The organism is Pseudoalteromonas sp. MQS005 (assembly GCF_001661605.1).
In the GTDB taxonomy this organism is placed as follows: Bacteria; Pseudomonadota; Gammaproteobacteria; order Enterobacterales; family Alteromonadaceae; genus Pseudoalteromonas; species Pseudoalteromonas tetraodonis.
Genome location: NZ_LYRQ01000035.1, coordinates 13,379 through 25,301 on the forward strand (window position 1 = coordinate 13,379; position 11,923 = coordinate 25,301).

Here is an 11,923-nt window from a genome sequence, read left to right on the forward strand (position 1 = left end):
TGCCGGCACATTTGGTTATTAACAATAATCACACCCCTATTCTACTGCTTTGTGATGCACACAATTAAGAGGAAATAAAATGACAGTCAATCGCGAATTATTTGATCACGTAATGGTTCCTAACTACGCACCTTCAAGCGTAATTCCTGTTCGAGGCGAAGGCTCTCGTGTATGGGATCAACAAGGACGAGAGTTTATCGACTTTGCTGGTGGTATTGCCGTTAACTGTCTTGGCCATTGCCATCCTGCATTAGTGGGCGCATTAAAAGAGCAAGGCGAAAAAATTTGGCATTTATCAAATGTAATGACCAACGAGCCGGCACTTCGCCTAGCTAAAAAAATGGTTGATGCGACCTTTGCTGAAAAAGTTTACTTTGCAAACTCAGGCGCAGAAGCAAACGAAGCGGCACTTAAATTGGCGCGTCGTTTTGCGCTTGATAAATTTGGCGCAGAAAAATCGCAAATCATCGCCTTTAATAAAGGTTTCCATGGCCGTACATTCTTCACCGTTACTGTAGGCGGTCAAGCAGCCTATTCAGATGGTTTTGGTCCTAAGCCAGGCGACATTGTTCATTGTGATTACAATGACCTTGCCGCATTTGAAGCACTGATCAGCGATAACACCTGTGCGGTAATGATGGAGCCAATTCAAGGTGAAGGCGGTATCATTTCGCCAACTGACGAATTTGCACAGGGCGTTCGCGATTTATGTACTAAACACAACGCATTGCTTATTTTTGATGAAGTACAATCAGGTGTTGGCCGTACAGGTGAGCTATACGCATACCAAGGTTTAAACGTAGTGCCTGATATTTTAACCTCAGCAAAAGCTCTCGGTGGCGGTTTCCCAATTGGCGCTATGCTAACAACCACTGATATTGCACAGCATCTTAAAGTGGGTACACATGGTTCTACTTACGGTGGTAACCCATTAGCGTGTGCAGTTGCAGAAGCTGCATTTGATACTGTAAATAACCCAGAAGTTTTAGCGGGCGTTAAAGCAAAGTCGGCGTTATTTACTGAGCTATTAAATGCCATTAACGACAAGTACAACGTATTTAGTGAAATTCGTGGCCAAGGTTTATTAATTGGTGCTGTGGTAAACGAGCAATACAAAGGCCGTGCAAAAGAGTTTTTAGTTGCCGGTACTGAGCATGGCTTAATGTCATTGGTTGCTGGTGCTGATGTGGTTCGTTTCACACCTTCTTTAGTAATACCAGAAGCGGATATTCGCGAAGGTATGGCACGCTTTGAAAAAGCAGTAGCCCACGTTGTAAATGCGTAATTGCTAATTCAACTTCTTTAGGGGCAAACTTAGTTTGCCTTGCAGTTCCTATTTACCGTTATATATAAGGGAGTAAGCGGATTCATGATGATCCTTCGCCCAATCCAAAAAAGTGATTATGCAGCTTTAGTAACCATCGCCGACGAGTCGGGACATGGCTTTACTTCTTTGCCTAATAATGAAGAGTTATTACAAAAGAAGATAGCGCATTCAGTTAACTCATTTACAAAAACGACATCACAACCAGGTGATGAGGGTTACTTATTTGTTCTTGAAGATACTGAAACTGGTGAAGTAGTCGGTACTTCAGGTATTGAAGCCGCAGTTGGCTTAGATGACGCATTTTATCATTATCATTTGAGTAAAGTGATTCACTCTTCGCGCACGCTAGATGTGTATAAAGCGGTAGATATTCTCACCCTTTGTAATGACTACACTGGGGCGACAGAGCTGTGCACACTGTTTTTAAAAAACGGCTATCGTAAAAATTGTAACGGTAAGCTGCTTTCAAAAGCACGTTTTATGTTTATAAAACAGCATCAACAACGCTTTGCACAAACCGTTATTGCAGAAATGCGCGGTGTATCTGACGAAAACGGTAGTAGCCCATTTTGGCAGTGGCTTGAAGAGCACTTTTTCTCTATGGACTTCCCAACGGCAGATTATCTGACGGGAATAGGGCAAAAAGTATTTATTGCTGAGCTTATGCCTAAATACCCAATTTACGTCAACTTATTGAGTAAAGACGCGCAAGCGGTTATAGGTCAAGTGCATGACAATACGCGCCCTGCAATTCAACTATTAAAAAGTGAAGGTTTTACTTTTAATGGTTACGTTGACATTTTTGATGCGGGTCCAACCGTTGAAGCAAAAGTAGATAACATTGCGACAATTCGCAATGCACAAAACTTTAGCGTTGAAATTGGCGAAATGACAGGCGATACCATGGTGTTGTTAGCCAATGACAAGCTTGAAGATTTTAGAGCAACCGTTGTTCCTATGACATTTGATTCGCGATCAAACAGCCTAGTGCTTACGCAAGAACTTGCTGATGCATTACATTTGAAATCGGGCGATTTTGTTACTGCTACCCCAGTTTAATTTAGGAGAAAGTATATGACTCATCCTGCACAATTTATTAATGGTCAATGGTCACCAGGCCAAGGCACCGAATTTAACTCAGTTAACCCTGCAAATAACGATGTTATTTGGCAGGCATCAGCTGCAAGCGCTGAGCAAGTAAATAGCGCGGTAGCCTCTGCGCGTGAAGCATTTTATAGCTGGGCTGATAAAAGCTTTGCGCAGCGCTTAGAAATTGTAAAAACCTTTGCTGCAACGTTAAAAGAGCATAGCGAAGAGTTGGCTGTGGCAATAGCTCAAGAAACAGGTAAGCCACTTTGGGAAACGCGTACTGAGGCGGGTGCCATGGTCGGAAAAATTGCCATTGCTGAAAAAGCATTTTTAGAGCGTACCGGCGACGTTGAAAACGCGATGCCGCAAGGCCGTGCGATGATCCGCCATAAGCCACACGGTGTTGTTGCTGTATTTGGTCCTTATAACTTCCCTGGGCATTTACCAAATGGCCACATTGTACCTGCACTTTTAGCTGGTAATACCGTGGTATTTAAACCCTCTGAACTAACACCTATGGTGGCTGAGCTAACCCTTAAACTATGGGAAAAAGCCGGTTTACCAGCAGGGGTTATTAACCTTGTACAAGGTGAGGTTGAAACAGGTAAAGCATTGGCGTCACACAAAGGCATTGATGGTTTATTCTTTACTGGGTCTTCTCGTACGGGTCATATTTTACATGAGCAGTTCGCAGGTCAACCAGGTAAGATTTTAGCGCTTGAAATGGGTGGTAATAATCCGCTAATCGTTAAAGATGCAGAAGATACGCTTGCTGTTGTGCACGATATTGTGCAATCTGCGTTTATCTCAAGCGGCCAACGCTGTACGTGTGCGCGTAAATTGTTTTTACCAACAGGTGCTAAAGGCGATGAAATTTTAGCACGCCTAATTACAGCCACTAAAGCAATCAAAGTTGGTAATTATGACGATGCTGACCAACCATTTATGGGCTCTATGATTTCAACGGCCGCTGCCGCTGGAATGGTTAAAGCACAAGATGAGTTAAAGGCCATGGGTGGCGAAGTGCTGGTTGAACTTGAGCACACAGCAAACACTGGTTTTGTTACACCGGGTATTATTGAGTGTACAAATATCAATGACTTCCCAGATGAAGAGCATTTTGGTCCGCTTCTAAAAGTATTCCGTTTTGATGACTTTGACCAAGCAATTGATAAAGCAAACGACACGAGCTTTGGTTTATCAGCAGGCTTACTCAGTGATAACCAAGCTGACTACGATCATTTCTTACGTCGTATCCGTGCGGGTATTGTTAACTGGAACCGTCCTATTACCGGTGCATCAAGTGCAGCGCCGTTTGGCGGTATTGGTGCCTCAGGTAACCACAGAGCAAGCGCTTATTATGCCGCTGACTACTGTGCATACCCTGTTGCGTCTGTGGAACTTGAAAAAGTAACCATGCCAGCAACACTAAGCCCAGGTTTAAAAATCGATTAACTGATTTTTAAACTAGTAATAAATCACTAAAAAAGCAGCTTCGGCTGCTTTTTTTGTACTGCAATCTCACAAAGCTAGCAATTATCAGTGCTTTCTGCTTAAATTAAGCAACCAGTATTTTTGAGGTAAGTAGACAATGGTTTTAAACAGGCAAGGGTACGATGACTTAATAATGTACCTAACTCAGAACTTAGCGTTGTTTGAAAAACCAGGTGAAATAAAGCCAGGTGCACCAACGGTTATTGAGTTAATTGAAGATGTAATTGCCGAAAATGTCATACGCATTTGTCAACAACACCCCGATCTATCTACAGAGCAGCGTAGTCAAATTGTACGCGAAGTTGATGGCATTGTTTACGACTTACAAGAAGTACTCAGCAGTGTGACTTCTCACACCGTCACAGTCGAACAGCATGCTTTTATTGATGAGTTTGCAGGGCTAGTCAAAAACTTATTTGATAACGCTATTAGTTAATATTTCCCCCTTTAAAACCACGCTTTATTCGCTATTTAATTTTAAATGCGCGCGAGTGTCTGCGTGTAATGAATATAAATTATTGAGATAAAACAATGCAAGCAAATGTAAAATGGGTTGAAGGTAATACTTACATCGGTCGCTCTAGCAGTAATCATAATGTCGTGTTTGATGCGGGCAGTGACGGAGCAGCACCTAGCCCAATGGAAATGGTATTGATGTCGGTTGGTGGTTGTTCATCGGTTGATGTGGTGAGTATTTTAAAAAAAACTAAGCAAGAGTTCTCATCAGTAGATGTGCAGTTAACCGCTGAACGAGCAGAAACAGCCCCGCGCGTGTTCACCAAAATTAATTTACACTTTGTTGTAACCGGTAATAATGTGTCTGAAAAGCACCTAGAAAGAGCGGTTTCGCTTTCGGCAGAAAAGTATTGTTCAGTTGCATTAATGCTTGATAAAACAGTAGAAATTACCCACAGCCATGAAGTTGTTCAAGATCAGGGAAAATAACGCTTTTTCCGTGAGTAAAATTCGTATAAAATCCGCGAACTTTTCATTCTGCAGGTGCAGATTTCACTAATTTATAGGTTGGTTTATATGAACAAACCCTTCGATAAACTTAAACTTCATGGCTTTAATAATTTAACTAAAAGCCTAAGCTTTAGTATTTACGATATTTGCTATGCAAAAACAGAGCAACAACGTAAAGAATATATAGAATATATCGATGAGCAGTATAGTGCAGATAGACTAACCGACATTTTAGGTGATGTGGTTGATATTATTGGTGCCAATATTTTAAATATTGCACGTCAAGATTACGAGCCACAAGGTGCCAGCGTAACTATTTTGGTTTCAGAAGAGCCGGTAGAAGAGCAGCAAAATTATGATGCTGACGAAGCACCAGGGCCGTTACCTGACTCAGTGGTTGCACACCTTGATAAAAGCCACATTTGTGTTCACACGTACCCTGAAGCACACCCTGATGATGGTATTTGTACTTTCCGTGCTGATATTGAAGTATCAACCTGTGGCATTATTTCGCCACTTAAAGCGTTAAACTTCTTAATCCATAGCCTTGAGTCAGATGTGGTTACAATTGACTACCGTGTACGTGGCTTTACCCGCGATATTAACGGCGTTAAACATTACATTGACCATGCAATTAACTCGATTCAAAACTTCATGACAGAAGATACTAAAGAAGCGTACCAAATGATGGACGTGAACGTGTATCAAGAAAACCTGTTTCATACCAAAATGATGTTAAAAGAAACCGATTTAAATACGTATTTATTTGGTTTATCTACTGATGATTTGTCAGATGACGAAGAAGAAGAGATTCGCTCAAAACTAACACGTGAAATGCAAGAAATATTCTATGGTCGTAATCTGCCAGATACAGAATAATAGCAACGCATTAAATAAAAAATGGCGCTCACTGAGCGCCATTTTTGTATGTGTTGTTTAATGCTACTTAATCAGTAATAACTCGGTTTGTCGGCCATTTAGATACCACACACCGGTTTTATCAAATAGGGCGTCTTCTTCTAGCATTATTCTTATTTCTTTATTCCACGGCTTTATAAACACCGCATTGTTAAGCTCAATAGAATAAGCGGTATTTAAATGCAGTGGGTAATCGCCATCACCCGGCACACCTTGCTGTGAATCCCACATGCCTAATGTCGTGCCAGCTGCATGGCCATGATAGCCAAGCGGGTGCGTATAAATAGTGGGTTTTAAACCTTGTGCAATGGCTTTTTCGCGGGCGGCTTTTAATACCTGATTACCCGTTTTCCCAGCTGTAAATTCAGCCGTAAAAATGTCCTGTAGCTTATTACCCTTTTTTAACGCATCAACAAGGTAATCTGGGGCTTTTGTCTCGCCTGGTTTTAAAACATACGCATGTTGTTGAGTGTCGGTATTTAGGCGTAAATACGTAATACCAAAATCAACATGCAGTAAATCGCCAGCTTGAATAACATTGTCGGCATAGCCATTGGTAAAACTGTCTTCGTGGTGGAACGATTTACTGTCGGCGCGTTGTATTGCAATACTTGGGTGAAACCACGTTTGCAGTTTAAGCTCCCTTACGCGCTCTCTAAACCACCATACTAAGTCGTCGCTGGTTGTTTTGCCCACCGTAATTACTTTATTTGAAAAGCCCTCAGCAATAATAGAATGAGCAATAGCAACAATGTGTTTGTACATGTCCACTTCTTCTGGAATGCGTTGCTCTAACCATGCAACAGCCAGCGGCTCGGCTGAGGTTATTTTATTTTTATATGTCGCAGGTAAGTTGGCCATTAAAGTGGTGTAATCGCCAAGCACTAAGCCATCAGCGTGTGCCCAGTCTGTAGATGTATTGAGAGCAATATTTCGCGGTTGGTATTGCTCAATAAGCTCATTAAGGGCAAGCCACTGATTGGGCTGGGCTTGCTTGTCCCATGCCTTTTTAAACACATTCCCTATTTTATAAGGCGCAATAGCAAAAGCATCTACAGCCCCTGAGGCATTGCGTGCTAGCACTAAAATGGTGGTGCGTCTTGCCGACAACCACGTTGCTGGCAGCATGGTTTTTAATATCGGATCTTCATTATATTCGCGGCTTATCATTAGCCACATATCTATATTGTGTTGCTGCATTAATGTGGGTAATAACGTATTGATGCGTTTTTCGGTAATGCTATCGATAAACGCGGCCCTGTTTTTCATTGATAAAATAGTCGGGGACTCAGCGGCTTTAATTACAGGGCTAAGAAGTATGAGTATAAAGGCTAATAAAAAAACGCATTTATTGTTTTGCATAGTTGGCTTATTTTTAGGCGAATATATAAGCTAACATCTCACAAGCAATACGATAAAAAAATCATTTGCGATAAACCGCAGGCACAAAAAAGCCCAGCAAAATACTGGGCTTTTTAGAGTCAAAACGTTTAGCTAAGCATGCTGTACAGTAACGCACACACGGCTAACGAACCGACCGCCAGTACAAATAAGGTACTTAAACGGTTACGGTATTTTTGTAAGCTAGGTACTTTGTAAACCGCAATCATTGGCATAATGAATAAAATCATCGCAATGATTGGGCCCGATAACTGATCCATCATATCTAGTATGCTTGGGTTTTTAACCGCGCAGAACCAAATAGCAAAAAACATCAGTACCGCACCCACTTTGTCAGCCACTTTAGGGCTCATGCTTGAGTGTTTAGTTACTAATCCGGTAAAGCTTTCGCGCGCCCCTAAAAAGTGACCTAAAAACGACGACATTATCGCAATAAAGGCAACCAAAGGTCCCAGCGTTGCAATGAATGAGTTTTCTGTAATATTAGCTAAGTAAGACAAAACAGAAACGTTTGCCGCTTTAGCTTCTGCCATTTGTTCACCGGTAAGTGATAGCACACATGAGAACACAAATAACAAAACAAAGGTGATCAGTAATAAACTAGTGCGCTTTAAAATCGCTTCTGACTTAGACGTTGCCAGTTCACCGTAGTGGCTGCGTTGTTTATTAACAAAGCTTGAAATAGCCGCTGCATGGCTAAACGAAAATACAATAATAGGAATTGATAACCAAAGTGTTTTACTAAAGCTGCCTAGCTCAGGCAAACTTGTATCCGGCATTTGCCAGCTTGGGATTAAATACAGCGATAAAAAGAATAATATACCCACTAACGGATACACTAAAATAGCAAAGGCGCGCAGCATTAAGCGCTCACCGCCCATCATTAAGCCAATCATCAGCGCAACTAAGATACCCGATAACGCAACGCGTGACGGCGACTCCATCCCTAGCTGATTGACCATAAAGCTGTCTACCGTATTGGTTAAACCCACACCGTAAATAAGCAAAATAGGAAAAATTGATAAAAAGTATAACAAGGAGATCAGTCGACCCGCATTTACGCCAAAGTGCTCTTCTACCACATCGGTAAAATCAGCCTCTTTATTTTTTGACGATAATACAAAACGCGCCAAGCCACGGTGGGCTAAAAAGGTCATCGGAAAGGCTAAACACGCCATAATAATCAGCGGCCAAAAACCACCAATACCAATGTTAATCGGTAAAAATAAAATACCTGCACCTACTGCGGTGCCAAAAAGACTAAGTGTCCACTGCGTATCATGCAGATTCCATTTTGATTTAGACGTGTGTGCGTCTTGTGCTGGTGCATTTGAAAGTGTTGCACCTTGAGATGTTGTCATGTGTGTGTATCCATTATTTATCATAATAATTGCGCCGAAGAATATAGTTTTTAGGCACTCATTTCATGTGTTTTTATGTCTTGGATATAAATTTGTTGTAGCGTATTAGTTACTGACTGTCACGAATATGAAACAGTGTTTAAAAGCTGCGCAATTAGTGCAGGAATATGCCGCGAAATGCGTGAATAATCAGCATGATTGGTGTGAAAGGCGGGACATACAATCTGAAAAGTTATTTTCAAGTCAATGTGTACTTGGTATAGATTAACTCAGTGAATGATTGATAAGTGTACTTATGAGAATTGAGAGTACTTGCTCACTTTCTTGGCCAGTTAATTGATAGCTAATAACTCAAAACGGGTTTTATCCTGTAATATTGAAGCCATTAATCGGAACTTCATAAGAGATTTTTTCTAAACTCCGTTATACTTTCTACAATTCAATAAGCCAAATGAAGTAAATAGGCCGCTAATTGCAATGAGCAAAGACATTCTTTTCCATACTATTTTTGTGCACGAAACCAGTAAAACATGGGTAGTATTTGTCCATGGCGCAGGGGGTAGTTCGGCAATCTGGTTTCGTCAGCTTAAAGCTTATAAAAAAGAATATAATGTGTTGTTGCTTGATCTTCGTGGTCACGGTAAATCTAATGATCTATTACAAAACTTTGTAGATAATAATTACTCATTTAATAATGTTTCTAAAGACATTATTGATGTGTTAGATCATAACAATATCACCAGCGCACACTTTGTTGGTATTTCATTGGGCACAATTCTTATTCGAAATATTGCAGAAATCGCCCCGCAATATGTTTCTAGCATGGTGCTAGGTGGAGCGGTTACTCGTTTTAATACTCGTAGTAATACTTTGGTTTATTTAGGCAATACCTTTAAACACTTGTTGCCTTACATGTGGCTGTATCGTTTATTTGCTTTTATTATGATGCCGAAAAAGCGCCATAAAGAGTCCCGACTTTTGTTTGTTCGTGAAGCAAAACGCTTGTGTCAAAAAGAGTTTATAAAATGGTTTAAATTAGCCATGGACGTAAACCCTTTAATGCAATATTTCAAAGAAAAAGACATTGATATACCCATTCTTTACATTATGGGTAAAGAAGATCACATGTTCCTTGGCCCGGTTAAAGAAATGGTTAAGCGCCATAAAAATAGCGTACTGCAAACTATTCACCAATGCGGCCATGTTTGTAACGTAGAACGCCCTGACTTATTCAATCAACACTCGCTTGCTTTTATCGCCCAGCAAAATCGTTAGGGTTGTAGATAAATAGGGATAGGACTTTCTTTTTTGACTTACAAAACTTAAAAAAGATCTAAATGGGTTAACTTAAAAGGAATTTAAATTGGAAGCGTTAAGTACAGCTAAGCAAGTTATTGATATCTTTTCGGCTTTATTAAGCCCTGTAATTGCCATCTCAGTAGGCTTTATTGCATACCAGCAGTGGAAGCTTAATGTTGATAAAGAGAAGCGTGAAAGTAACTCAAATAAACTGCATATTTATATAGTTGTTAAAAGGTTTTTGCGTAGCGTTGATATAAATCGTGTGGTCGATGATAAGTTATACGAAGAGCTTCAAGAGGCACTCGCCCTAGCTGATTTTTATTTTGACGGTATTGTGACCGATTGGTTATTTCAAGTAGACTCTGATGCATCAGCCTGGCTAAACTTAATGCAAATTAATTCATTACCTGGTACGCAAGAATCAAATCCCGAGTTTACTCGTAATCTAAGGGAAATTGAGGAGCTAATTGATAGTCTTCAAAAGTTTCATTGTGAGTTATTTGATGTATTTAAAGGTAGTATGATGTACTTAAAACCTAGCAAGTAATAAATTAGGCATGTTTTTTCACCGTTTGCTAGACATCAACTGGTAACATCAAAGAGTTAAAGCTACCACTTGTCTTGCTGACAACTGATAGCTAACCACTAAAAACTACCCTTACTCTTCTATCGCACTCACAATAAAATACGGATTCAAGTATTCATCTTTGGTGTTGTACAAAAGCGGGCTTCCATCAAGTTGAGTGACTTTTGCTCCGGCTATTTCGGCGATGGCGTGGCCTGCTCCGGTATCCCATTCACAAGTTGGGCCTAAGCGCGGGTATATGTCGGCGCTGCCTTCGGCGACTAAACACAGTTTCAGTGAGCTGCCTTTTGACACCATTTCAACCTCATCAAAGCGTTTTACAAATTCAGCTAAATCAGGGGAAGGGTGCGAGCGGCTACCTACAACACGAATAAGGCCTTTGTTAGGCTTGGTGGTCACTTTAAGCTCGATGCGCTCATCGCCTTTATCTTTAAAAGCACCAATGGCTTCGGCGGCTAAATAAGATACACCCAGTGCAGGGGCATCAACCACGGCTAAAACCGGTTTGCCGTTTTCGATTAGGGCAATATTAACGGTAAACTCGCCGTTCTTTTTTATAAATTCTTTGGTGCCATCGATTGGGTCAACCAGCCAGTAGCTGTTCCATGTTTGGCGTACATCCCAACCAATATCGGCACTTTCTTCACTAAGCACAGGAATATCGGGGGTGAGCTCTTTTAGTCCTGCACTAATGATTTTATGAGCTGCTAAGTCGGCGTCGGTTACAGGGCTTTCATCGGCTTTGTACTCAACGTTAAAGTCTTTATTGTAAATACCCATAATCGCGCTTCCCGCTTTGCGGGCGAGAATAAGGGTTTCTTCTAGCAGTTCAGTTTGGTTCATTACATGGGCCTATAGTATATGCTGATGTTTTAGATACGTTATCAGTTGAGCTACCGATTGGTCTAGGGTGTTTTTACTGGTATCTAAAATTATTTCAGGATTAACCGGCGGCTGGTAAGTTGAATCAATCCCAGTAAAGTGTTTAATTTCACCGGCGCGCGCCTTTTTATATAAGCCTTTTGGATCGCGGCTTTCGCACACCTCAAGAGGGGTGTCGATAAAAACTTCGATAAATTCACCCTCATCTACTAATTCACGAACCATGTCGCGCTCAGCTTTAAAAGGAGATATAAACGCAGTAAGGACTAACAAACCAGCGTCAACCATTAGCTTGGCGGTTTCGCCTACGCGGCGGATATTTTCAACGCGATCGGCATCGCTAAAGCCTAAATCTTTACATAAACCATGGCGTACATTGTCGCCATCAAGTAGGTACGTGTGCGCGCCTTGCTGATTGAGTGCCGCTTCTAAAGCATTCGCAACGGTGCTTTTACCTGAGCCAGAAAAACCAGTAAACCATATAATAGCGCTCTTATGCTTTTTTTGTTCGCTGCGCTGTACTTTAGTGGTGGCGTAATTATGCCAAACAATATTGTTATCCATTTGCTGTGTCTCTTTATGCTATAAGCGCGGGCA

The 11,923-nt window shown here is 41.1% G+C and carries 12 protein-coding genes; 8 read left to right on the forward strand and 4 right to left on the reverse strand.

Annotation, left to right across the window (positions count from 1 at the left end; translation table 11 throughout):
- Positions 1–79 precede the first annotated feature (79 nt).
- The 6 genes from A9479_RS12815 to speD all read left to right on the forward strand — a co-directional run bounded on the left by A9479_RS12815 (position 80) and on the right by speD (position 5,755).
- Entirely contained in the window at positions 80–1,285 is a 1,206-nt protein-coding gene (locus A9479_RS12815) for an aspartate aminotransferase family protein (protein ID WP_024602228.1), read from the forward strand.
- Between the two features lie 84 nt (positions 1,286–1,369).
- Complete coding sequence (gene astA, locus A9479_RS12820; RefSeq protein WP_013463827.1) at positions 1,370–2,386, forward strand: arginine N-succinyltransferase; 1,017 nt, start codon at positions 1,370–1,372, stop codon at positions 2,384–2,386.
- 15 nt (positions 2,387–2,401) lie between these two features.
- Positions 2,402–3,871, forward strand: a complete 1,470-nt coding sequence (gene astD, locus A9479_RS12825) for a succinylglutamate-semialdehyde dehydrogenase (RefSeq protein ID WP_064663600.1) — start codon at positions 2,402–2,404, stop codon at positions 3,869–3,871.
- A 136-nt stretch (positions 3,872–4,007) separates the two neighbouring features.
- On the forward strand, positions 4,008–4,346 hold the full coding sequence (locus A9479_RS12830) for a DUF3802 family protein (protein WP_013463829.1): 339 nt from the start codon (positions 4,008–4,010) through the stop codon (positions 4,344–4,346).
- A gap of 95 nt (positions 4,347–4,441) precedes the next feature.
- A complete protein-coding gene (locus A9479_RS12835; RefSeq protein ID WP_028835943.1) occupies positions 4,442–4,855 on the forward strand; it encodes an OsmC family protein in 414 nt (137 codons plus the stop codon).
- An 87-nt stretch (positions 4,856–4,942) separates the two neighbouring features.
- Complete coding sequence (speD, locus tag A9479_RS12840; protein ID WP_013463831.1) at positions 4,943–5,755, forward strand: adenosylmethionine decarboxylase; 813 nt, start codon at positions 4,943–4,945, stop codon at positions 5,753–5,755.
- A 63-nt stretch (positions 5,756–5,818) separates the two neighbouring features.
- Here speD and A9479_RS12845 read toward each other — a convergent pair whose 3' ends face one another.
- On the reverse strand, positions 5,819–7,156 hold the full coding sequence (locus tag A9479_RS12845) for a M24 family metallopeptidase (protein ID WP_064663601.1): 1,338 nt from the start codon (positions 7,154–7,156) through the stop codon (positions 5,819–5,821).
- 128 nt (positions 7,157–7,284) lie between these two features.
- On the reverse strand, positions 7,285–8,556 hold the full coding sequence (locus tag A9479_RS12850; RefSeq protein ID WP_028835945.1) for an aromatic amino acid transport family protein: 1,272 nt from the start codon (positions 8,554–8,556) through the stop codon (positions 7,285–7,287).
- 477 nt (positions 8,557–9,033) lie between these two features.
- Between A9479_RS12850 and A9479_RS12855 the strand changes: the two genes are divergently transcribed.
- Positions 9,034–9,831 (forward strand): alpha/beta fold hydrolase, encoded by a 798-nt coding sequence (locus A9479_RS12855; RefSeq protein WP_036955729.1) that lies wholly within the window; start codon positions 9,034–9,036, stop codon positions 9,829–9,831.
- 88 nt (positions 9,832–9,919) lie between these two features.
- Positions 9,920–10,405: a hypothetical protein gene (locus A9479_RS12860; protein WP_036955732.1), complete on the forward strand. Its 486-nt coding sequence runs from the start codon at positions 9,920–9,922 to the stop codon at positions 10,403–10,405.
- A 111-nt stretch (positions 10,406–10,516) separates the two neighbouring features.
- Here A9479_RS12860 and cysQ read toward each other — a convergent pair whose 3' ends face one another.
- Together cysQ and cysC are read right to left on the reverse strand one after the other, a co-directional pair.
- Positions 10,517–11,287, reverse strand: a complete 771-nt coding sequence (gene cysQ, locus A9479_RS12865; RefSeq protein ID WP_064663602.1) for a 3'(2'),5'-bisphosphate nucleotidase CysQ — start codon at positions 11,285–11,287, stop codon at positions 10,517–10,519.
- 9 nt (positions 11,288–11,296) lie between these two features.
- Positions 11,297–11,890 (reverse strand): adenylyl-sulfate kinase, encoded by a 594-nt coding sequence (cysC, locus tag A9479_RS12870; RefSeq protein ID WP_013463834.1) that lies wholly within the window; start codon positions 11,888–11,890, stop codon positions 11,297–11,299.
- Positions 11,891–11,923 lie beyond the last annotated feature (33 nt).

Coding starts and splice junctions, on each gene's coding strand:
- A9479_RS12815 (WP_024602228.1), top strand. CDS start 80: ATGACAGTCAATCGCGAATTATTTGATCACGTAATGGTTCCTAACTAC.
- astA (WP_013463827.1), top strand. CDS start 1,370: ATGATGATCCTTCGCCCAATCCAAAAAAGTGATTATGCAGCTTTAGTA.
- astD (WP_064663600.1), top strand. CDS start 2,402: ATGACTCATCCTGCACAATTTATTAATGGTCAATGGTCACCAGGCCAA.
- A9479_RS12830 (WP_013463829.1), top strand. CDS start 4,008: ATGGTTTTAAACAGGCAAGGGTACGATGACTTAATAATGTACCTAACT.
- A9479_RS12835 (WP_028835943.1), top strand. CDS start 4,442: ATGCAAGCAAATGTAAAATGGGTTGAAGGTAATACTTACATCGGTCGC.
- speD (WP_013463831.1), top strand. CDS start 4,943: ATGAACAAACCCTTCGATAAACTTAAACTTCATGGCTTTAATAATTTA.
- A9479_RS12845 (WP_064663601.1), bottom strand. CDS start 7,156: ATGCAAAACAATAAATGCGTTTTTTTATTAGCCTTTATACTCATACTT.
- A9479_RS12850 (WP_028835945.1), bottom strand. CDS start 8,556: ATGACAACATCTCAAGGTGCAACACTTTCAAATGCACCAGCACAAGAC.
- A9479_RS12855 (WP_036955729.1), top strand. CDS start 9,034: ATGAGCAAAGACATTCTTTTCCATACTATTTTTGTGCACGAAACCAGT.
- cysQ (WP_064663602.1), bottom strand. CDS start 11,287: ATGAACCAAACTGAACTGCTAGAAGAAACCCTTATTCTCGCCCGCAAA.
- cysC (WP_013463834.1), bottom strand. CDS start 11,890: ATGGATAACAATATTGTTTGGCATAATTACGCCACCACTAAAGTACAG.